The sequence below is a fragment of the Syntrophomonas zehnderi OL-4 genome, assembly GCF_000983115.1.
Lineage (GTDB): Bacteria > Bacillota > Syntrophomonadia > Syntrophomonadales > Syntrophomonadaceae > Syntrophomonas_B > Syntrophomonas_B zehnderi.
Genome location: NZ_CGIH01000038.1, coordinates 59,753 through 82,127 on the forward strand (window position 1 = coordinate 59,753; position 22,375 = coordinate 82,127).

Sequence of the window (22,375 nt, forward strand, 5' to 3'; positions counted from 1 at the left end):
TCATTATTTAGGCTATACCCACTATTACCAGCAGCAGGTCAATTATTTTTATCCCCATAAACGGTATCAACAGACCACCCAAACCATAAATAAACAAGTTGCGTTTCAAAATGGCCTCAGCACCGAGCGGTCTATACGCAACTCCTCGCAAAGCTAAAGGGATCAGCGCTATGATAATTAAAGCGTTAAATATAACCGCGGATAAAACCGCACTTTGCGGAGTAGCCAGCCCCATGACGTTTAATATTCCCAACTGCGGATACGTTTCCACAAATATAGCCGGAATGATGGCAAAATATTTGGCTACATCATTGGCTATACTGAAGGTAGTCAATGAACCACGGGTCATAAGCAATTGCTTACCGGTTTCCACCACCTCAATCAGCTTGGTGGGATTACTGTCCAGATCGACCATATTGCTGGCTTCTTTGGCTGCCTGGGTACCGCTGTTCATGGCTACCCCTACATCAGCTTGAGCCAGGGCCGGAGCATCATTGGTGCCATCTCCGGTCATAGCGACCAAATGTCCCTGAGCCTGATGTTCACGGATTAGTTTTAATTTAGCCTCAGGGGTAGCTTCCGCCAGGAAGTCATCGACTCCTGCTTCTGCAGCTATAGCTGCAGCCGTCAGGGGATTGTCGCCGGTAATCATAATGGTCTTGATACCCATCCTGCGTAATTGAGCAAAGCGTTCTTTAATGCCGCCTTTAACCACGTCTTTTAAATTAATGACCCCCAGGGCTTCCAAATTCTCCACCACTACCAGCGGAGTCGCACCATTTTTAGCCATACCGTTGGCGATATTTTTAATCTCCGGACTTAGCATACGTCCCTGGGACTGAAGATATGTTTCAATGGCATCTACAGCACCTTTCCAGATTTCCCTTCCCTCCAGGGTGACCCCGCTCATGCGGGTATGGGCCGAAAATGGAACAAACCGAGCTTTAAGTTCCAGTATGTCTCTTTCCCGCAACCCATATTGAGTTTTGGCCAGGACAACGATGCTTCTTCCTTCCGGGGTCTCGTCAGCCAGGGATGACAGTTGAGCGGCATCAGCCAGCCTTTCCGCTTCTACCCCGGCAGCCGGAACAAATTCAGTTGCCATACGGTTGCCCAAGGTTATGGTACCGGTTTTATCCAACAACAGTACGTCAACATCACCGGCCGCCTCAACTGCCCGTCCCGACATAGCCAATACGTTGCGCTTAAACAGCCGATCCATTCCGGCAATGCCGATAGCGCTTAAGAGTCCCCCGATGGTAGTAGGGACCAAACATACCAGCAATGCTACCAGCACTGGAATTGATACCTGGGCATCAGAGTATACCGCAAAAGATTCCAAGCTTACAACTACAATGAGGAATATGATGCTCAACCCTAAAAGCAGTATAGTCAAGGCGATTTCGTTAGGAGTTTTTTGTCTTTTAGCCGCTTCCACCAGATGAATCATCCGATCTAAAAAGGTTTCACCCGGATCAGCCGTTATCCTGACAATAATCCAGTCAGATAAAACCCGGGTACCGCCGGTTACCGAACTGTGATCCCCTCCCGATTCACGTATTACGGGGGCCGATTCACCCGTTATGGCACTTTCATCCACGGAAGCTATCCCTTCCACCACTTCGCCATCACCGGGAATTATATCATTCGCCTCTACTTTAACCAGATCACCTTTACGTAATGCACTGGCAGCAATCTCGGTTACTATTGACCCGGTCATTTTTTTAGCTATAACCGAGGAACGGGTTTTGCGCAGCTCGGCCGCTTGAGCCTTGCCCCGCCCTTCGGCTACTGCTTCGGCTAAGTTGGCAAACCAAACCGTAATCCATAACCAAATAGCTATCTGCAGGTTAAATCCAATCGTATCCACCTGTCCGGTCAAGAGATTTTTTATAATTAACAGAGTGATAAGCAAAGCCCCTGCTTCTACTATCAGCATAACTGGATTGCGCCACAAACTTAGGGGATTAAGTTTTTTAAAAGCCTCTCCCAGAGCCGGTATAATAATCTCTGCAGGCAGGGTTGGCATCTGTTTATCGGCGGGATAATCCCCCTTATATATTGCCATTTTGTCATCTCTCCTTCTAACTTAACTCCTCAGGGCTCAAAGGCGTCTGCTGCCCAAATACTTTTCCGGCCGGGGAGACTTTAGCCTCCTGGCGCGAAGACTGAAGCATCCGCTACGGGAAACATGATGGCCTGCCCTTTAAAATCTCGCAATTCATATTCTTAAGTCATTCTGATTCTAAAAAAATATTTTTTAAATTATCCTCCCAGCATGATCATTTGCTCAAGCAGCGGACCTAGAGCCAAGGCCGGGAAAAAAGTGAGAGCACCCACGATTATAACGGTTACTATCAGTAAACCGACAAACATACTGTTGTGAGTAGAAATAGTTCCAGCTCCGGCCGGAATTGACGATTTAGCCCCCATACTGCCGGCCACTGCCAACATCGGCAATATGACCCCAAACCGTCCAGCCAGCAAAGCTGCACTTAACATCAGATTATAAAAAAGGGTATTGGCGTTTAATCCTGCAAAGGCACTGCCGTTATTACCAGTACAAGAAGAAAAAGCATATAATATTTCGGATAAACCATGGGGCCCAGGGTTTAATATGGATGCAGTCCCACTTGGTGTTGCCGCGGCGGTAGCACTGCCCAGCAAAATAGAAGCTGCCGGTATCAGAATAGCCAAAGTAACCATTTTCATTTCCCGCGCTTCAATTTTCTTGCCCAGATATTCCGGAGTTCGGCCCACCATCAGACCTACAATAAAAATAGTGATAATTACAAAAGCCAACATACCATACAGACCTGAGCCAACCCCGCCGAAAACGTTTTCCCCCAGCATCATCAACCAAAGGGGTATCATACCACCCAGGGGGGTAAAGCTGTCATGCATGGAATTCACGGCACCGCATGAACTAGCGGTAGTCACCGTTGACCAAAGGGCCGAATTGACTATGCCAAAACGTACTTCTTTGCCTTCCATGGCAGTGGGGCCGGTTACACCCCTGATAGCCAGCTGAGGATTGCCGGCCGCCTCATTGTAATATGTGATTCCACTGGCTGCCATAAACAGGATCAGCATTGCTAAAAAAATGGCCCGTCCCTGACGTTTGTCACCAGACATATGCCCAAAAGTAAAGGGAAGTGCTGCTGGAATAACCAGAATAGCCAGCATCTCCAAAAAATTAGTCAGGGGAGTCGGATTTTCAAAGGGGTGGGCGGAATTGGCATTCATAAAACCTCCGCCATTCGTACCCAGCTCTTTGATGGCTTCCTGGGAGGCCACCGGCCCCATGGCCAGTACCTGAGGTTTCCCCTCCAGGGTTTGCACCGTCTGATAAGGATGCAGATTCTGAATTACTCCCTGCGATACCAAAACCAATGCCAGAACAAAGGAAATGGGGAGTAAAATCCTGGTAACAGAACGGGTCAGATCCACCCAAAAGTTTCCCAGGGTTTTACTGTTGCGCCGGGTTAATCCTCTTATCAAAGCCACGGCAACTGCCATACCCGTTGCTGCTGAAACAAAGTTTTGTACCGTCATGCCAGTCATTTGGGTAAAATAGCTCATGGTGCTTTCCCCGCCATAGGCTTGCCAGTTGGTATTGGTCATAAAGCTTATAGCGGTATTTAAAGCTAAATCCCACTTTACCGCAGCCATTTTTTGCGGGTTAAAGGGTAAGACGCCTTGTATTAACTGTAAAATAAACAGCAACAAAAAACCGGCCAGATTAAAAATCAGCAAGGCCCCGGCATACTGCCGCCAGCCCATTTCTTCCGTCTCATTTACCCCGCAAATTCTATAGATCAGTTTTTCAAAAGGAAGCATTAGGCGATCCAGAAAACCTTTCTCTCCCATATACACCCTGGCCATGTAACGTCCCAAGGGGATAGCCAGGGTGGAAAGAACCACAAGAAAAAACAATATTTGCATAATATCAATCGTTTTCATTACAGTTCCTCCGCCTTCATCAGACAATAAAACAGGAATACCAGCAATCCTACAGCAACAATACCGCTTATAATTAAATCCATCCTATCATCCCTTTCCTTTTAAAAAATTAGGCTTTACCCAGCTTAAGCTTAGGCAGGTTGCTTGAGCCGATGGCATCATTGATGCCCGCCGGGAAAACCATATTGTTATCATAAATCAGAAAGTGGTAAAGACGGGGTCAAGATTATCGGTCAGTATGTAAAGAAAGTATAAATATTAAACAGGTTTTGGGATTGAGGATTTTTCGGCGTTTTGGACATTTATAAATTTTAATAGTATAATGATTTAATGTAGAAAACAAAATAGTAATAATTTTCTTATTACTATACCTAAGGAGTGATTTTAATGGCATTTTCGGCTCCAACGCTTATCTGCCAGAAAAGGGAATTATCGACCAAGTCCTACTTAAACAAATCTAAAAAGGATGATTATATTCCAGCTATAATATATGGAAAAGACCAGGAACCTATACCTGTTATGCTGGCGGCCAAACCCACCCTGAAGGAATTTAAAACCCACGGGGTGCATAGTATTTTTAACCTGAATATAAGTGGCGAACCTAAAAAACTTATATCGGTAGTTCGCGAATATCAAAACCATCCTGTGACAGGTAAGATCATCCATATAGACTTTATGACGGTCAGCATGACGGAAAAATTTACGAGTTCTGTGCCTGTTCATATAATCGGTGAGGAAGCAGCAACTAAAGAAGGCGGGATAATACAAGCAGGTTTAACCGAAATCGAGGTAGAATGTTTGCCTCAGGATTTACCTGATAATATTACTTATGATATATCTGATTTAAAAATTGGTAATAACGTAACCGTAGGTGATATTACGCCACCTCAGGGGGTAACTTTCTTAAGTGATCCTGATGCGGTTATAGTCACAATCTTAGCACCCAGTCGGGCTACTACCGAAGATGAAGCATCTGAAAACGAAGCAGCCGAAGCAGGAGAAGCTGTAGAAGCTAAAAATGAAGAATAGGTTATAAATAGTCCTTTTATTGCTTGGCATTCCTCCAATAAGGGTTTTACAAAATTATGGTTAATCAAAGTTGTTTATAAGCAGACCAATGATTACCTATGAATTGTGAAAAATCCATATTGGAGGATTTGTTTTTTAGGTCAAACTTGGGAACTAAAGTATACGGAAACAGATCGGTATAATAAGACAAATGGCTCTTTGAATTTTAAAAAAAATTGGCCGTAGGACTTATAATCCTACGGCAACAATTAATTTTCCCGCATTGATTTTTAAGGGATTAATTATAAATACCCGCCCATATCTATAGCCACTCTTTCTTAGCATAAGCCACGCCGACTAAAAAGGCTTCTTTGTTCTTGTCAATAACGGCTTGTTTTTTGCCTTTAAAAATTTCCTCAAAGAACCCTAAAACCTGCTGGGTTTCCACAAGGGCAGTCTTTTCCAGATAAGCACCCAGCAAAATCATATTGGCTCCTCGAGGATTGCCAATTTCCTCTGCCAACTCGTTAACCGGAACTTCCAGCACCGTCAAATCTTCGCGGACAGGCTTACGATCCACTAGAGAAGAATTCAAAACTACGGTTCCGTTTGGCTGGATTTTGTCTTCGAATTTATCCAGGGAAGGCCGGTTCATTATAACGGCCATTAAAGGATGTTCGGTTAATGGGGAACTGATTTCATCATCGGCAATCGTTACCAGGCAATTCGCAGTCCCTCCGCGCATTTCCGCACCATAGGAAGGAACCCAGGATACATTCTTGCCGACTTCCATGGCTGCATGGGTGAGAAATTGACCCATGGACAATACGCCCTGTCCTCCAAATCCTGCAAACAATATCTGCTTTTCTTTTTCCATCCTGCTAGTCCTCCTTAACTTTGAACTCACCCAGTGGATAATAAGGAATCATTTTTTCTTCTACCCAGTCAAGTGCATCCAGGGGGCTCAATCCCCAGTTAGTAGGACAGGTTGATAATATCTCCACCATGGTGAAACCCAGTCCCTGCTGCTGAATCTGCAGGGCCTTCTTTATGGCTTTTTTAGTTTTGATTACATTGGCCGGATTGTTAACGGCGGTGCGGCAGATGTAGGCGGAACCTTCATTTTGAGATAGTAACTCCGCCATTTTGGCCGGATAACCTTCAAAGTCTTTATTTCTGCCGTAGGGAGAGGTGGTGGTAACCTGTCCCAACAAGGTGGTGGGTGCCATTTGCCCACCGGTCATACCATAAATGGCGTTATTGACAAAAACCACGGTTATCTTTTCTCCCCGCAGAGATGCATGCACGATTTCACCCATACCGATAGAGGCCAGGTCGCCGTCTCCCTGATAAGTAAAAACCGTATTATTAGGCTGTAATCTTTTTATAGCTGTCGCAATAGCTGGAGCCCGGCCATGAGCTGCTTCCAGCATATCACAGTTGAAATATTCATAAGCCAGAACGGCACATCCTACCGGACAAATGCCTATCGCGTTTTCCCGCAGGTTTAATTCATCCAGGCATTCACCTATCAAACGATGAATAATGCCATGGGTGCATCCTGGACAATAGTGAAATTTAGCCTCGGTAAGGCTTTCCGGACGACGGGCTATAACTTTCATTAGTATCCCTCCCTTTGAGCAATCCGCATAATTTCCTGGTAGATTTCCTCAGGATTGGGGGTGATTCCAATGCGCCCGTAAAATTCCACTGGTGCCCGCCCGGCTACCGCCAGCCTGATATCTTCAATCATCTGACCCATACTTATCTCTACCGCCAAAAAACGTTTGGCGCTATTTACGGCCTGCCGGATAGCTTCATCGGGGAAAGGCCATAGGGTAATGGGTCTGATCATACCTACTTTAACACCTTGTTGGCGTGCTTCCATAACCGCCTTTTTGACGATGCGCGCCATCAATCCAAAGGCCACCACCACTAATTCGGCGTCCTCGGTTTGAAATGATTCGGCCCGTTTTTCATTAAGCGCCATGGAGGTATATTTATTTTGCAAATGATGATTACGTTCTTCCAGGTATTCTGCTGATAAGTGCAAGGTATTTATAATATTAGGTTTTCTGCCCCGGCAGCCGGTTACGGCCCAAGGTTTTTCAGGTAATTTAGTTACCGGTTCTCTCATGATAATAGGTTCCATCATCTGACCCAGCGTACCTTCAGCCATAATCATAACCGGACTTCTATATTTGTCAGCCAGTTCAAAGCCGGTAACGGCAAAATCCATCATTTCCTGCACACTGGAGGGTGCCAGTACCATGGTGCGATAATCCCCGTGTCCTCCACCGCGGGTAGCTTGAAAGTAATCCGACTGAGCCGGTTGAATGCCGCCCAGTCCCGGCCCTCCCCTGGATATATTTACGATCAGGCAGGGTAACTCTGCTTCCGCAATGAAGGATATACCCTCCTGTTTCAAGCTGATGCCCGGACCTGATGAGGCGGTCATTACCCTCTGACCGGTGGAAGCTCCTCCATATACCATGTTAATGGCAGCCAGTTCACTCTCCGCTTGGACAAAAACACCATTCAGCTTGGGAAGTTTTCTAGCCATATACTCAGCTATTTCACTGGAAGGAGTAATGGGATAGCCAAAAAAACCTCTGCAACCAGCGATAATCGCACCTTCCGCCAAGGCCTCATTGCCCTTCATCAAAACCTTAGGCATATCATCACTCCCTTTCTACCTCAATAATCATATCCGGACACATCAGGGCGCAAATACCACATCCGTTACAATCTTCCGGATGCAGTATGTTAACCGGATGGTAGCCTAGGGTATTGATGATCTCTTCATCAAGCCCTAATATACCTTTAGGGCAAAACTTTACACACAGCTCACACGCCTTGCACCGGTCGGTAAAAAAACGAACCCTGCCTTTTGCCATCCTACTTTTCCTCCTTTGAAGAATTCCTACATCCAGTCAGGCTTTAAATAGAGGTTAATACCTAACAGTATTTCTCCATATTGGTTAACGAGTGCATCATGAAATTTTGATTCTACAGTCAATAAACGAATCGGCAGGTTCATCTCCTGGGCGTATCCCCGGACTTTCTCATGCCCAGCTCTGATTATTTCAGGGGTGGTTTCCCCTAAAAGATTAGGATTGCTGACTATACCGGTAAAAGGTATATGGGCTGCTCCCTCCAGAAGCTGTTTTAATTCCGTAACACTCTCTAAATCCTGTGCAAATGGTCTGTAGGGGTTTATTACCATATAAAATTCATAGTATCTATCCTTTATATATCTGCTCAGATACCCCAATACCAAAGTTCCCACTTCATCTCCGGCCAAATCGATGATCATATCATTTTCCTGCCGTAGCAGTCCAATAATCTCAGCGGGAATATTGGGGACATCCCCAAAGGATAGTTCTCCGCTCGGTGCTACAACCCTTATATCCATATTTTCCAGGGTTTTGCGAATATCCCGGGAAACGAAATACGGATTAACCAGATCCAGATCCGCCAGAACTACACGATCAGACTGTTCTCGTTTCCGTATCGCATAATTTAATACCAGTTCCGACTTTCCGCTGCCAAATCCCCCTGCGAAAATAATTACATTAGCCAAGTTGTGCCCCTTTCCGAGCGAAAATCTTTTATGCTTATATATTGAGTAATGGTATAACAGAATTATACGAAAAGCAATAAAAAGTTGCCCAAAATTCTATAGTTTAATATTTGCACCCTTTATTTCTTCAGCCAAGCCGCGCCATTACCAGGATAACAAAATGTTGCGTTTCCACAATATACATATACTAAACCCCCATGAGTACAGAGACAACCAATAGATTTAAGTAACGAAGTGGTCAAATCCATTTCCTCAGCGTATCGTTAATTAAAAAATCAGTCTTAATCAGTATCTATTTAATTGTCTTTCTATTAATTTGCAAGGAAAAACCGGGGGCAAATTAAGCTCCCCGGTTAAATCAGGTTTTAACCACAGGATAATTGACGTGTTAAAAAAAGGTAAAGGCGTTCGGAGAAATCACCCAACCGGTACCACTGACATGAACTTCGTTCATAATTAAGGTTGCCGGGCCATTTTTTGTTATCCTTGTCTATATTAGAAACTTTGCTGATCCACAAAGACATCGGTCAGCTGGGAAACCAAGATATCAATATCACTCACCTGCAAAGCCAACTGGCTCAAGGCTTGCTCGGAGAAAGGATAGAGCATGCCGTCAATCCCGATACCTATACCCATGGATACACAGATCGCATCGGCCACATGTACGATAGCCGTCAGGTTTTTATTAACCCCGGACTGCTCAGGTGTGTGGTGATAGGCAATGGCCTCTACCAATTCCTGAGGGAGATTCCATTTTTCCGCAATCTTGGCTCCTACCAGAGCATGATTGTAGCCTAAAATTTCATTTTCCGCATCCAGAAAGGGTATATTATTAGCGGTAACCAGGGCTACGACTTCATGGTAGCTTTCCTTAAGGGTATTATTTAAAATCACCTTGCCGATATCATGTAAAAGGCCGGCCGTATACGCGACATCAACAAAACCAAATTTTATTCTTTTGGCAATATGTCTGGAGGCCATCGCTACACATTGGGAATGTCTCCACAGTTCACCGGGAGCTAAAGCATAGCCTTCTATCTCCTGGCTTAAAATATCACTGACTGAAGCAGCCATGACGATACTGCGCACGGTTTTGAATCCTAAATAAACGGTCGCATCAGTTACCGTAGCAATACGCCTGGGAAAACCGTAGAAGGCTGAGTTAGCCATTCTTAATACCTTGGCCGTCATTCCCTGATCTTGATTTAAAACGGCATTAATATCCTGGGCGGTCGAATTCGGATCTTCTGTTAATTCCATTACCCTGGTTGCCACATGCGGCAAAGCCGGCAGATCATTGACTGCTTCTATTATCGATTCTAAAGTAACTTTCCCCATAGTTACCCCCCCAACCTATTTCCAATTATTAATTTTCTTCAATAAATGCTCTTTGTACGATACCAGTTCCTCACTTACTTTAAATACTAATCTTTCCACATCAAATTTGGACAGGGTCAACTCGGCTGGTTCCAAGACCTCTACGGTTCTAAATTCTTCCTTCATGCAAAACTTTATCGCATCTTCGATACTATCTGCGGTAAAGGTAATTATGACCGGGGCATAAGCGATCATTCGCCCGGTAATTTCATCGTAAACTGAATATACTTCAGCACTCATGTCAATATCATCAATGCGAATTCCCTGTGTGGGAACATTCCTGAGCAAAGAGACCTTATGCTGGCGTACATCCTCAGCCAACTGTTCCATCGTTTTGCCCTGAAACAGCTTTTTGGTTTTTCCATGACTTGCGTAATCAAGGCGTAGCCTTATTCCTAAACCCGCCATTTACTTTCATCCCCTATCCCAGCTTAGAATTATTGCTGCAAATCAAGTCTTATTTTGTAGTTTGATGCTTGTTTTAACCCCTGAAATTATATATCGAAAAGTCCAGGGTATACTTTATCCTCGGTATTATTGAGGTTTTTCCAGTTTAATTCCCAAAACAAGCTTTTTCCCCGGCAGACTCTTTCAAAGCTTTGACTTCACTACTGCTCAAAAAACGATATTGGCCTTCTTGAAGACCGTCCAAAGACAAAAAGTCAAACCCGGTTCGTTTCAGTCGAATTACTGGATGACCGATCGCAGCACACATACGTTTTATCTGCCTTTTGCGGCCTTCATGGATAACTATCTTTATCAGGCTTTCCTGAGCCTTGACGCGTAACAGCCGAGCTTCAGCCGGAGCGGTCATTCCATCCTCCAACATTATACCCTTGGTAAGGGGCATAAGTTCTTGTTCCCTGACCCTTCCTTTTACCCAGGCTTCATAGGTTTTCTTTATTTTATAGCGGGGGTGCACCATTAGATTGGCAAACTCCCCGTCATTAGTCAAGATAATCAGGCCCGCGGTATCATAATCCAGACGCCCTACCGGATAAATCCGTCCACCGCAATTCTCGATCAAATCCAAAACCGTAGAACGCCCCTGGGGATCATAAACGCTGCAAATATAGCCCGGGGGCTTATTAAGCAGATAATATACGGCCAACTGGCTGTTGGTAATGATTTCACCTCTTAATTCAATTATATCAACATCAGGATTAACCTGGGTTCCCAGTGCGGTAATCACAGTGCCATTTACTTTAACCTGCCCGGCTTTGATAAGTTCCTCGCATCGCCGGCGGGATGCAACACCGCTGTGGGCGAGATATTTCGCTATCCTCAACTTAAGCCATTCCTTACTGCAATATTAATTGTCATACAACACCTGCACTTCAGAAGAATTGATTTGTTTTTCTTATATTCTACATTTAGATGCCATTATCCTCTAGTTTCCCGGTAATAGTATACCTAATAATATAAACTCCCAAACTATAAGCAGCAGTTTGGACAAATAAGCTCTCTAACTGCGTTTATTTTTAATAAAGTTGACGATGGGCCGGACATTGATGTGCCGTAAGCCTGACGTGCAGACTGACCTTAGCATACAGTTAAAAAAGTAGAATAAATTATTAAATTGGCTGATTAATTAGAAAAGCTATCTGTTATTATAGGTATATTAAGATTTTGCATATTCAGTTGTTTTACATCCCAGGATCCAAAATCCTTGGCCTCGGCTCGGAATTATGTATGAAAACTAGGAATTATGCAAACGGATTAATTATTTCAGCTCATAAGCAGGAGGACAAAATGGATAAACAAGATAATAACAGGCTTAAGATTGAGGCGGCCTTCAAACAGATTTTGGAGGCCATTGGCGAAGATCCGCAACGGGAAGGGGTAGTCAATACGCCTGCCCGAGTTGCCCGCATGTACGATGAGTTGTTCTGGGGTATGAAGGTGGATCCGCGCAAGTATTTGGACGTTTCTTTTACTGAATATCATGATGAGCTGGTTCTGGTGAAGGATATCCCAATCTATTCCATGTGTGAACATCATTTCCTGCCTTTTTATGGAGTAGCGCATATTGCCTATATCCCCAAAGGCGGCAAAGTGGTAGGCATCAGTAAACTGGCCCGGGTAGCTGAAGCCTACGCCCGCAGACCCCAGCTTCAGGAACGACTGACTTCCCAAATCGCAGACTGTATTTATGAAACCCTGGAACCCATGGGGGTGGGTGTGGTCATTCAAGCTGAGCATATGTGCATGACCATGCGGGGTATTAAAAAGCCCGGTTCACTTACTGTCACTTCGGCCGTGCGCGGAATCTTTGAAACCCGTCCTCAAACCCGGGCCGAACTGCTTACGCTCATCTTAAAATAATACCCCCGCTAACATCGTACGCCTAGTAATATGTAAATTGATACTGAAAGCTGTGAGGAACACTGAATTTGAGTAATTTTTGGGGAAGGCGAAAGCTTAAATACAATTAATAATTCAGGGTTACTCATAAGCAATCAGTATCTTTCAGGGTCTAAAAAGCCACTGCTGTATTGGCGGACACTATTTAGGTTATCAGCTTTGGTTTTATTAAAACAGACCTACGATAGTTCCATCCGGCAGAATATCAATCTTTTCCGCCGCCGGCGTTTTGCCCAGACCCGGCATAGTCATAATAGTACCAGCCAAGGCAACAATAAATCCTGCTCCGGCCGAGAGTCTGACCTCTCTTATCGTCATGGTAAACCCGGTAGGACGGCCCAATGCATTGGGGTCATCGCTGAGTGAATATTGGGTTTTGGCCATGCATATAGGCAGGTTTCCGTAACCCAGTTCTTCAAATCGCGCAATCTGGTCATTTGCTTGCTTACTGTAGTTAACTGCCGCAGCCCCGTAAATTTTTTGACAGATTGTTTCTATTTTTGATTTTATCGGTTGTTCCAATTCATACAAGAAATTAAAATGGCTGGGCTTGGCAGTAGCTGCCATAACTTTTTGGGCCAGTTCCTCCCCGCCCTTACCGCCTTCAGCCCAGACTCGTGATAATGCCATTTCTGCACCCAGCGCAGCACATTTCTGTCTAACCAGCTCGATTTCTTCCTGGGTATCCCCTGGAAATTCGTTGAGGGCCACGACCACCGGTGGTCCAAAATAATTCAAATTTTCCAGTTGTTTTTCCAGATTGGCAATACCTTTTTCCAGGGCTGCCATATTTACCTCAGCCAGCTTGTCCTTAGTTACGCCCCCATGGTTTTTTAACGCCCGTATGGTCGCTACCAACACGATAGCATCGGGTTTTAAATTTGCATAACGGCATTTTAGATTTAGAAATTTTTCCGCTCCTAAATCCGCGCCAAATCCGGCTTCCGTAATCAGATAGTCGCCTAATTTCAAGCCGATCTGAGTAGCCATTACGCTATTGCAGCCATGAGCTATATTGGCAAAGGGCCCGCCGTGAATAAATGCCGGAGTGTTTTCCAAGGTCTGCACCAGATTTGGTTTGATGGCATCTTTCATCAGAAGAGTCATGGAACCGGCCGCTTTTAAATCATCTGCAGTTATCGGTCGACCATCATAAGTATAGGCTACAACTATACGTTTGAATCTTTCCTTTAGATCCATCAAATCACTGGCCAAACACAAAGCCGCCATTATTTCCGAGGCTACGGTAATATCAAATCCTGACTCGCGGGGAATTCCATCGGCTTTGCCGCCTAATCCCAACACGATATTGCGCAGTGCCCTTTCATTTAAATCCATTACCCGGCGCAACACCACCTGGCGCGGGTCGATATTTAAAGCATTACCTTGGTGAATGTGGTTATCCACCATGGCTGCCAACAGATTATGAGCCGTGGTTATCGCATGAAAATCACCGGTAAAATGAAGGTTAATATCTTCCATGGGTACCACCTGGGCATAGCCCCCACCTGCGGCTCCTCCTTTGACCCCAAAACTCGGCCCCAGGGAAGGTTCCCGCAAGGCAATAATGGCCTTCTGACCCAAGCGGTTTAAGGCCATTCCCAATCCCACTGTAGTAGTAGTTTTACCTTCTCCGGCAGGAGTCGGATTAATAGCTGTAACCAAAACCAATTTTCCGTTTGGTTGGTTTTTAATCCTTTCCCAGGTATTAAGCGCGATTTTAGCTTTATATTTTCCGTAAAGCTCAATATCATCATCGTTTAAACCTAAGTATTGGGCTAGTTCAGAAATGGGTTTAAGGGTAGCACTTTGGGCAATTTCAATATCACTTCTCATTTTATTACTCCTTTTGCCAAGTATTGAGAGTTGTTTGCATAACTCAAACATTCAATTCTGAACTATTATAATCTTCAATAGTTACCACGTCCAGCCCATATTTTTTTGCCCGGGCATAATGTCTCTCTGAATTATATTGAGACAGCGGTTTCCTGCCGGATCGACTGCTAATTAAAGGATCGGTTGCTGATGGATTACTCCGGTTGCGTATATTGTCTTATTTTTCTCCCCACATCTTCAGGGCATAATTTCCTGACCGGACAGTTCATCTATTTTCTGACCATCTTTATAAAACATATCGCGGGTAAACCAAGTACCTTTTCTCCTATTGCCAATATACGCTCAACTCACTCCTTAGTTTACACCGGTTAAGCGACTCAAATTAACGCTGCTGATCTCATAGATACTGTTAATTAACTCCCCTTTTTTAAACAGCTGTACCATCGGCAAGCGGTTCAAGTCAATATGATAACGCCTTTCGACCAGCTCATTGCGAGTAGCGTCCACTTTGACCAGAGCCAATTTTTCCTGATGTCGGCTTACAAATTGATCCACCAGGCCTATCTTTTCAGTACCTGTCATATCGGTGGGATCATAATAGGCCACCAAAACTGGTTTTTCCGAATTTAACACTTCACTTTGCCATAACTGGGTTTCATGTACGTATTTTTCTGCGGCTACTGCCGCGATGGCTCCGTCAGCGGCGGCAGTTACCACCTGGCGCAGGTATTTATCGCAAACGTCACCCGCCGCAAAAACACCTTCAATATTGGTCGCCATTTTGTAGTCAGTAATAATGTAACCTTGTTTATTCAGTTCAACCCGCCCCTGTAATAAATCTGAATTAGGCAGCGTGCCGATAAAGATAAAAACACCGTTAGTTGGGTAATCGCTTTCTGCACCGGTTTTGATATTTTTTAAGGTTACGTTTTCCACCAGTTCAGAACCGTTTATACTCTTTACGGTACTGTTCCAAATCCATTTTAGCTTGGGATTTTTAAATGCCCTCTCTGCTGCTACGCGGTTGGCATCGACCTTGCCTTCCTCATGGATTACGATAACGGTTACATTCTCGGCAAATTTCGTTAAATATTCGGCTTCCTCTATGGCAGCATCACCGCTGCCTACCACCACTACGTCCAATTCTTCAAAAAGATCAGCATCACAGGTAGCGCAATAGCTAACCCCTTTACCCCTTAGCCTGCCCTCACCGCTCACATTAAGCAAACGCGGTTCCGCTCCCAGAGCATAAATAACGGCACGAGCCAGGTAAGTCTCTTTTTTACAGACTATCTTTTTGGGTGATTCCTCCAAAAACAATTCGACTATGTTATCCTTGATTAATTCAGCTCCAAAGGCCAGAGCATGGTCAGCCATTGACTGGGTCAAACCCGGCCCGGTAGTTCCCGGCCCAAAACCGGGGTAGTTTTCCAAATCCTCCGTTGTAGCCGCCTGTCCGCCCGGCCGGCCCTTTTCAATAATGGCCGTTTTCATTCGGGCACGGGCGCCGTACATTCCTGCTGCCAGACCAGCCGGTCCTCCTCCCAGGACGATCAGGTCATATGTTTCCATTACTAATCACCTGCCCTTACTAAAACAAAGTCTATTACGGTCAGCATTATACATAATCTCTCGTTTTTGGTTTATTGTTTGGTTAATAAAATCGTTTTATGCGTTGGCCTAGAATTAGAATTGCACAAATATGCGGGTGTAGGCAGTTGATTTATTCCCCGGTTCTTGAGGTCAACAAACCGCCTGAAGGTAGTCTTTTTTAATACCAGTAATTATTTTCCAGGGGGTAGTTTAAATACTGCTTATGGCGCAGTGATATAATAATTATAGATAATGACGGAAGGAGCTACAGCATGGATACTTCAGCAAAAGCAAAAACCCCTAAACATTCCTTTAACCCAGACGTGACCAATGAAATGGTAAACAAATATATCGAGCAAAAAGGCTGCCGCACCCGATGCACGGTTTGCGGTGACAGCAATTGGAAGCTCCAGCAACCACTCGATGGATTACCCGGAGCCAAAGCCACTTTACCGGTCGCCCTGATCTGCACATCGTGTGGGGCAGCCACCCAAGCAAATTATCTGCAAATAAGGAAGTACTTCGTAAAATAATTTTGGTGGCAGACACCCAGCTTACTCTCACTCAACCAATTATTATTAAGGTGCGACGCCCTTTAATACCCCTGCTGGTAAAGCAGCACACAGCTTACCGCGCCTAACCCAGAAATAGTCACCAGAAACAATAATCCTCCCACATAACTGCCGCTCATCTGAATCAGCCAACCGATAGCAAAGGGAGAAACTGCTGACATCAGATTGCTGACTCCGCTCATGATCCCGGCACCGGCCGCCATCAAACTATCCGGCATCAACATCTGTAACATTGACCAAACCGCCGGATAAACAAATTCATTTATTCCTACCGCCATCACCATAAAGACTATTGCCAGAACAGGTGAAGAAACCAAGGCTATTCCCAGGGTAGCTACAGCCACACATACCAAAGCCAAGATAGCTATACTGCTTTTGCGCTCTGCTCTGTCCACCCATCTGCCCCCCGTCAAAATTCCAACCGCGGCCACCAAATAAGCCAGGGCTAGATTATTGGAAGTGCCGTTTATATCAAATTGGCGGGCTTGTACCAGGTACTGCGGCATCCAGGTTAATATTCCCCACCAACTGCATAAAAACGCCGTATAGGCGATACAAAGCAGGATAAAAGATGGATTTAACAGCAGGGATTTATCTCCTGCAATCTTTGGAGCCGTTTCAGGTACATGGGTTTGGTGGTTCTGATAAGATGCGGTTATATAATTGATTTCCTCTTTAGAAATATATGGATTGTCCTGGGGGCGATCCGATATCCAACGCATCCAAAGGGGGAAAGTGCATAACAAGGCCAAAAGGGCGGGTATAAAAAAACTGAACTCCCAGCCTAAACGGGAATTTATTGTGGAAAACAAGGGGAAAGCCACTATCATACCCACACAACCGCCTACTCCGTACATGGAATTGGCTGTTCCTCTCTCATGGGGAGGAAACCACCGTTTAACCAGAATACTCATATTGGGAAAATGAATCCCGTTGCCAATTCCCAACAACACCCGTACCATAAGGATTGCTGCCAGTGATCCCATCCACCCTCCGGCCAGCATGGCTCCAGAAGCAATGAATATCCCTAGCAAAATCGCTTTTCGGGATCCCAATCGGTTGCTGATCGGTACGGCTGCAATATTGGCAAGAGAATAAACCAACAGAAAAACTGTCATCAACAGCCCTTGTTGGGCAGTTTGTCCGACCAGTCCCAACTCTTGCAAAAAACGTGCATCAACCAGCAGTGCCCCAATATTAACACGCTGCAGATATACCACAATCCACATCAAACTCATCGAAACAATCAATACATACCGAAATTTGTTGCGACTGGCTATTTTCTTAATCAAAACCTCATCTTCTTTATTTATAATTAAACCCGATCAATGGGGACAGTATAAGAATCGAACGTGTCCCTAGATTTAAATTATAACATACATATAATTTGAATTTACTGGCTCGGTATCAATCTAAGACCTGCAAAAAATCTAAATTAAACTGCTAAAACAGCAGGTTGCAGATATAAATGGAAGCAACCAGGCTGGTAATGTCGGCACTGAGACCGGTGATGAGAGCGTATTTGTATTTTTTAATGCCTACCGATCCGAAATAGACGGTCAGAACAAAAAAAGTGGTGTCGGTAGTGCCCTGCATGACGGAAGCCATGCGGCCTATCATTGAGTCCGGGCCATATACTTTTATAAGCTCGGTAGCCAGCCCTAAGGCCCCACTGCCGGATAAGGGGCGCATTACCCCCAAAGGCAGCACTTCGGCTGGTGCGCCTAATTTCTGCATCAACGGCAGCAAGGCTTGAATAAGATAATCCATGGCTCCGGAGGCCCTAAATACTGAAATGGCTACCATCATACCGACCAGGAAGGGGATAATCCTGACAGCGGTATAAAAGCCCTCTTCTGCCCCTTCCACAAAGGTCTCATATACAGGCAGCCGTTTGCAAAAACCATAGACGGGCACGACCAGCAGCAGAAACGGAATAGCCCAGCGGGAAACCGCAGTCAGTATGGACATGAACATAACTTATTTCCTCCCCCAGTGGCTGTAGGTTCTGAAGAAATAGTCCAGGGAAACGGCTATTATCATAGCGCAGCTAGTGGCAAATATACACGCTCCTACGATTTCGGTAGGGTCGGCTGATTTAAAGGAAGCCCTGACCCCGATGATGGTAGCCGGGATTAGCGTTATGCAGGAAGTATTTAAAGCCAGAAAAGTGCACATAGCCGCCGAGGCCTCTTTACTGTCATTGTTTAATTTTTGCAATTCCTGCATGGCTTTCATCCCAAAAGGAGTGGCAGCATTGCCAAGCCCTAAAACATTTGCGCTCAGATTAAGGATGATAGCTCCCATGGCGGGATGCCGGGGAGGCACCCCCGGGAACAGCTTAACCAACAAAGGCCTTAGCAGCCAGGCCAATCCGTTAATCAAACCGCCTTTTTCAGCTATTTTCATAATCCCTAACCACAGGGCCATGATTCCAATCAGATTAAAACAGACCTGTACCGCATCCCGGGCTGCGCCTAAGGCTGCCTGGGTAACCACCTCGATATTTCCGTTTAATCCGGCCACAATTATCCCCGATACCAACAACAAAAGCCAGACTACATTAAGCAAAACATTTCCCTCCGCCTTATATTTTTCAACCCATTACTGCAGGCCGGTAGATAATATACGCAGATAACACAAGCGACCTTGATAGCAAACCGGCCCCCGGTGTTGACGATCCGCTTGTTATTTAGAAAGTTATGTTGGCAGCCAGAAAAATAGAACAGCCCGGCTTGTTGCCGAGCTGTTTCCTGTTTTTTTAATTATTTTTCAGTTTTTCCAGATTTATCGATGGCTGGTTTAAGTAAAAAGTTTCTCAACACTCTGGAGGAGTCTGATTTTGAGCCCGACTCCTTTCCTTTCTTTGCATGATGCCTTCGATTTTATCGATAAACTGTGGCGCCAGGTCTACAACTCTTTCAGCCAGGCCATTACCGTTCACTGCCAGTAAGCGGACATCATTCATTCTGACTACCAAAAAACCAATCGGTTTAACTGAAACCCCGGCGCCGCTGCCGCCGCCAAAAGGAAGCTGGGTACTTTTGCAGGCGTTATCGAATTCGTATTCCCCTCCACCGGCAGCAAAACCACAGGCAACCTGGGATATGGGAATTATTACAGTGCCATCATTGGTCTCAACTGCATCACCGACTACGGTATTTACATCCACCATCTCTTTTATACTTTCCATAGCCGTTTTCATTAGCCCTTCAATGGGACGGCTGTTCGGCTGAGTCTGTTGTGATTCCATTTATCCACCACCTGACTTTCCATGCTAAAATATAGAACACTATGATAATAATATGTACGATCCGCATTTTTAATATGCAGGCAAAATTACTTAAAAATATATTATTGGCAAAATCAGGTTTAACTGCCAATTGCAAATGATTAAGCCGACAATGCAGACTAATAAACACAGCTACCCAGCTCTGCAGCGCCCAGAAACAACCGCTACGCAATGCTGCCTGCATGGCGTCATTCCCGCCGGTGGTAGTTTTCCATTCCAGGTTATCTACCACTAAATATGACAGGGTTTTCTGGATGATATCAAAACGCATTTTTTCCAAGGGGGAAGTGTGATAAAGCGCGGATATTTTTCGCAAAACATTTTTTAGGGCGGCACCATTAAATCCCGACTGACCAGCAGGCTTGCTGTTCATACGATCAACCAGCAGGGCCTCCCAAAGATGCAGCCTGGGGTCACTAAAATCATATTCCCCTTTTTTCTGGTAAAAAGGGATTTTGATGTCCAGCTTGATGCCCTGGACATGATCTTGCTCAAATATTTCGATGGTAATACGTCCATGACCATAAAAAAAAGACAGGCTTACCAGGCACCCCAGCAATATGGCAACTATATAGCACATCTAAAATCTCCCGTTTTTCCATATAGTTCCCATCAAGGCCAGGTATATGCATCATAAATGGACGCAGATAACAGTCTCTTTCCGGGATGCGTTTCCGAAAAAAGTCTGTTATCTGCGTCCATTTCCTCCTTGGGTCGTATTTTCAATTAAGTTTTCAATGGCCAGAATTGTTTTCATCATTTCATTTTCAATATCCAGATTGGCTCTACCCAGTCGAAATGTAGGGCATTGCAGATTGTAATCCAGAATTTTTTTATCAATCTTTTTAAGACTCAGCCTTCTTTGATAATAAAACAATTCTTTTTTGTCCCGGAATTTTTGCATGGCCTGGCGGCCATGTCTGTCGGCCAGGAACAGCTGGATATAGCGTTTAAAGTAATCAAGTTCCTCCTCTAGTTTAGCAAGGTCAGCATCTATTTCCTTGCCCAATTCAATCCAGTAAGGCGCAAAATCGTTTTCCTTCAGGATCTTGAAAGCCATCCTGAGTTCCGGAGGTTCGTAAGGATTTTCGGAAAGATCTATAGGTTGGCCGGCTCCTTTTAAATTATTAAAATCTCCCCGTTCTTGGGCTTTACGGATTTGTTCCTCCACCAGATCCCGGGTGCTGCTCATATACTTAGCCAGGCTTCGGTTTTGCTGGGCTCTTATCTTAATCTCTTCCTCAATATTGCGTTCACTCATCTACTTCACCTCCAAGGCAGGTAAATCATTTAAACTAGACAGTCCAAATATTTTGAGGAACTCATAGGTGGTTCTATAGATAATGGGCTTGCCGATAACTGCCTTATGTCCATCTTCCTTTATCAAACCGCGTTCCAAGAGATTGGTTAAGATACGTTCTACTTTTACGCCGCGGAGCTGCTCTATTTCGGCTCTGGTTACCGGCTGCTGATAGGCGATGATAGCCAGGGTTTCAAGGGCAGCCGGAGATAGCCGCAGACGAACCGGTTTGATCATTTGGCTTAACACCCCGGCATATTCGGGCTTGGTACCCATTATATATCCGCCTTCCAGGGCCATGATCTGCAATCCTCTTTTCTCCTGCTGATATTCAAGCATCATTTCCTGCATGACCTGCTTTAAATCAGCTTCACTGATATTTAACAGATGGGATAGCTCCTGAGACCCAACCCTTTCCCCACTGACAAAAAGCACAGCTTCAATCGCCGCCTTGATGTCATCTTGCATTAACATTTTATCACCATCCTGATTTCGCCAAATCTTTTTTCCTGCAAAGCGGTCACTTTACCCAAACGAATCAACTCCAACAAAGCTAAAAATAAAGCCAGGATTTCCCTGCGGCCTAAATCCCGGTGGCAGAGTTCCAGGAAGTGAACCGGACGACCGGCCAATTTAAGTTTGTGTTCTATTTCAGACATTTTTTCGCCTACATTAATATCGCCCTGGGGAATCTGGTATTTATCCTGAGCCAACATATCCTGCAAAAGCCTTACATATACCCTGTGCAGGGATCTGGGAGTGGCGCTCAACTCACTTTCTGGCTCAGGCAGTACTGTGCTTCCGTGGCGATAAAAAATGCGCGGATAATCATCGCTAAGTCTTTCTCCCAACAGTTCTGCCGCCAGCTTGAAACGCTTATAATCTACCAATTTATTAACCAATTCCTCCCGGGGGTCCGGGCTCTCCTGATCCGCTTCCGATGGTTCCACCGGATCAGGCAGGAGCATCTTTGATTTAAGATTCAGCAGATACGAAGCCATAACCAGAAATTCTCCCAACTGATCCAGATCGATATGCTCAGTCGCCCGTATATAATCCATATACTGATCTGTTATCAGGGCAATGGAAATATCATAGATATTCATCTCATTCTTTTCTATCAGATATAGCAGCAGATCCATCGGTCCGTAAAACTGTTCCAGGTTTACCATGTATTCCATGATCCTGTCTCCTTACCGGATCTATTTCCTATTAACCCCCCATGGACGGAGTCCACAACCACCTTTGAAAATGGTTCGCGATACAGATGGGAAAGCTTTGCTTCCCACCGGAAGCTAAAGCTTCCGCTACATCGGAGCGACCAAAGGTCGCCCTGCAAATTGCCGATTCTTTGAGCATCTACATTTATGCTCCTGATAGCGTTTTATTAATCAAAAATAATCTGTGTAAATCTGTCTTATCTGTGTTATCTGTGTCTATTAAAACCCCACCGGAAGCTAAAGCTTCCGCTACATCGGAGCGACCAA

General features: G+C 44.9%; 24 protein-coding genes. 3 read left to right on the forward strand and 21 right to left on the reverse strand.

What is annotated here, in order from left to right:
• Positions 1–7: 7 nt before the first annotated feature.
• The 3 genes from kdpB to kdpF form a co-directional block, all read right to left on the reverse strand.
• Entirely contained in the window at positions 8–2,029 is a 2,022-nt protein-coding gene (gene kdpB / locus AAV90_RS10875) for a potassium-transporting ATPase subunit KdpB (protein WP_046499076.1), read from the reverse strand.
• Positions 2,030–2,265: 236 nt separating this feature from the next.
• Positions 2,266–3,963: a potassium-transporting ATPase subunit KdpA gene (gene kdpA / locus AAV90_RS10880; RefSeq protein WP_046498913.1), complete on the reverse strand. Its 1,698-nt coding sequence runs from the start codon at positions 3,961–3,963 to the stop codon at positions 2,266–2,268.
• Positions 3,963–4,046: a K(+)-transporting ATPase subunit F gene (gene kdpF, locus AAV90_RS15740; protein WP_076982646.1), complete on the reverse strand. Its 84-nt coding sequence runs from the start codon at positions 4,044–4,046 to the stop codon at positions 3,963–3,965. Before kdpF ends, kdpA begins: the two co-directional genes overlap by 1 nt.
• A gap of 304 nt (positions 4,047–4,350) precedes the next feature.
• Here kdpF and AAV90_RS10885 point away from each other — a divergent pair, with 304 nt between their 5' ends.
• Entirely contained in the window at positions 4,351–4,992 is a 642-nt protein-coding gene (locus AAV90_RS10885) for a 50S ribosomal protein L25 (protein ID WP_046498915.1), read from the forward strand.
• 301 nt (positions 4,993–5,293) lie between these two features.
• Here the strand turns inward: AAV90_RS10885 and AAV90_RS10890 are convergent, their stop codons facing one another.
• The 8 genes from AAV90_RS10890 to AAV90_RS10925 all read right to left on the reverse strand — a co-directional run bounded on the left by AAV90_RS10890 (position 5,294) and on the right by AAV90_RS10925 (position 11,219).
• Positions 5,294–5,848 carry a 2-oxoacid:acceptor oxidoreductase family protein gene (locus tag AAV90_RS10890; protein WP_046498917.1) on the reverse strand — a complete coding sequence of 185 codons (555 nt, stop codon included), beginning with the start codon at positions 5,846–5,848 and terminating at the stop codon, positions 5,294–5,296.
• 4 nt (positions 5,849–5,852) lie between these two features.
• Complete coding sequence (locus AAV90_RS10895; protein WP_046498920.1) at positions 5,853–6,593, reverse strand: thiamine pyrophosphate-dependent enzyme; 741 nt, start codon at positions 6,591–6,593, stop codon at positions 5,853–5,855.
• On the reverse strand, positions 6,593–7,648 hold the full coding sequence (locus tag AAV90_RS10900; protein ID WP_046498922.1) for a 3-methyl-2-oxobutanoate dehydrogenase subunit VorB: 1,056 nt from the start codon (positions 7,646–7,648) through the stop codon (positions 6,593–6,595). Before AAV90_RS10900 ends, AAV90_RS10895 begins: the two co-directional genes overlap by 1 nt.
• Positions 7,649–7,652: 4 nt before the next feature.
• A complete protein-coding gene (locus tag AAV90_RS10905; RefSeq protein ID WP_046498925.1) occupies positions 7,653–7,868 on the reverse strand; it encodes a 4Fe-4S binding protein in 216 nt (71 codons plus the stop codon).
• A 26-nt stretch (positions 7,869–7,894) separates the two neighbouring features.
• The gene (locus tag AAV90_RS10910; RefSeq protein ID WP_046498927.1) at positions 7,895–8,554 is read right to left on the reverse strand and encodes a hypothetical protein; all 660 of its coding nucleotides are present in this window, start codon (positions 8,552–8,554) and stop codon (positions 7,895–7,897) included.
• A 495-nt stretch (positions 8,555–9,049) separates the two neighbouring features.
• Positions 9,050–9,892 (reverse strand): HDOD domain-containing protein, encoded by an 843-nt coding sequence (locus tag AAV90_RS10915; protein ID WP_046498930.1) that lies wholly within the window; start codon positions 9,890–9,892, stop codon positions 9,050–9,052.
• A gap of 15 nt (positions 9,893–9,907) precedes the next feature.
• Positions 9,908–10,339 carry a hypothetical protein gene (locus AAV90_RS10920; RefSeq protein ID WP_046498933.1) on the reverse strand — a complete coding sequence of 144 codons (432 nt, stop codon included), beginning with the start codon at positions 10,337–10,339 and terminating at the stop codon, positions 9,908–9,910.
• 145 nt (positions 10,340–10,484) lie between these two features.
• Complete coding sequence (locus tag AAV90_RS10925) at positions 10,485–11,219, reverse strand: pseudouridine synthase (RefSeq protein WP_046498935.1); 735 nt, start codon at positions 11,217–11,219, stop codon at positions 10,485–10,487.
• Between the two features lie 464 nt (positions 11,220–11,683).
• Here AAV90_RS10925 and folE point away from each other — a divergent pair, with 464 nt between their 5' ends.
• Positions 11,684–12,256, forward strand: coding sequence for a GTP cyclohydrolase I FolE (folE, locus tag AAV90_RS10930; protein WP_046498938.1), 573 nt, complete (start codon positions 11,684–11,686; stop codon positions 12,254–12,256).
• A 207-nt stretch (positions 12,257–12,463) separates the two neighbouring features.
• Here folE and AAV90_RS10935 read toward each other — a convergent pair whose 3' ends face one another.
• Both AAV90_RS10935 and trxB read right to left on the reverse strand, forming a co-directional pair.
• The gene (locus tag AAV90_RS10935; protein ID WP_046498940.1) at positions 12,464–14,131 is read right to left on the reverse strand and encodes a formate--tetrahydrofolate ligase; all 1,668 of its coding nucleotides are present in this window, start codon (positions 14,129–14,131) and stop codon (positions 12,464–12,466) included.
• A 354-nt stretch (positions 14,132–14,485) separates the two neighbouring features.
• Positions 14,486–15,703: a thioredoxin-disulfide reductase gene (gene trxB / locus AAV90_RS10940; RefSeq protein WP_046498942.1), complete on the reverse strand. Its 1,218-nt coding sequence runs from the start codon at positions 15,701–15,703 to the stop codon at positions 14,486–14,488.
• 293 nt (positions 15,704–15,996) lie between these two features.
• Between trxB and AAV90_RS10945 the strand changes: the two genes are divergently transcribed.
• Positions 15,997–16,257, forward strand: a complete 261-nt coding sequence (locus AAV90_RS10945) for a hypothetical protein (protein WP_046498945.1) — start codon at positions 15,997–15,999, stop codon at positions 16,255–16,257.
• A gap of 62 nt (positions 16,258–16,319) precedes the next feature.
• Here AAV90_RS10945 and AAV90_RS10950 read toward each other — a convergent pair whose 3' ends face one another.
• The 8 genes from AAV90_RS10950 to AAV90_RS10985 form a co-directional block, all read right to left on the reverse strand.
• Positions 16,320–17,588 (reverse strand): MFS transporter, encoded by a 1,269-nt coding sequence (locus AAV90_RS10950; RefSeq protein WP_046498947.1) that lies wholly within the window; start codon positions 17,586–17,588, stop codon positions 16,320–16,322.
• Between the two features lie 151 nt (positions 17,589–17,739).
• Positions 17,740–18,273, reverse strand: coding sequence for a spore maturation protein (locus AAV90_RS10955; RefSeq protein WP_046498950.1), 534 nt, complete (start codon positions 18,271–18,273; stop codon positions 17,740–17,742).
• A 3-nt stretch (positions 18,274–18,276) separates the two neighbouring features.
• Positions 18,277–18,867, reverse strand: a complete 591-nt coding sequence (locus AAV90_RS10960) for a nucleoside recognition domain-containing protein (protein ID WP_046498952.1) — start codon at positions 18,865–18,867, stop codon at positions 18,277–18,279.
• 247 nt (positions 18,868–19,114) lie between these two features.
• Entirely contained in the window at positions 19,115–19,549 is a 435-nt protein-coding gene (gene ytfJ / locus AAV90_RS10965) for a GerW family sporulation protein (RefSeq protein ID WP_046498955.1), read from the reverse strand.
• Positions 19,509–20,168: a DUF2953 domain-containing protein gene (locus tag AAV90_RS10970; protein ID WP_046498958.1), complete on the reverse strand. Its 660-nt coding sequence runs from the start codon at positions 20,166–20,168 to the stop codon at positions 19,509–19,511. Before AAV90_RS10970 ends, ytfJ begins: the two co-directional genes overlap by 41 nt.
• A gap of 108 nt (positions 20,169–20,276) precedes the next feature.
• Positions 20,277–20,849 carry a DnaJ family domain-containing protein gene (locus tag AAV90_RS10975; protein ID WP_046498961.1) on the reverse strand — a complete coding sequence of 191 codons (573 nt, stop codon included), beginning with the start codon at positions 20,847–20,849 and terminating at the stop codon, positions 20,277–20,279.
• A complete protein-coding gene (gene scpB, locus AAV90_RS10980) occupies positions 20,850–21,362 on the reverse strand; it encodes an SMC-Scp complex subunit ScpB (RefSeq protein WP_046498964.1) in 513 nt (170 codons plus the stop codon).
• Positions 21,356–22,069 (reverse strand): segregation and condensation protein A, encoded by a 714-nt coding sequence (locus AAV90_RS10985; protein WP_046498967.1) that lies wholly within the window; start codon positions 22,067–22,069, stop codon positions 21,356–21,358. The genes scpB and AAV90_RS10985 overlap by 7 nt, the downstream gene beginning before the upstream one ends.
• Between the last annotated feature and the right edge of the window lie 306 nt (positions 22,070–22,375).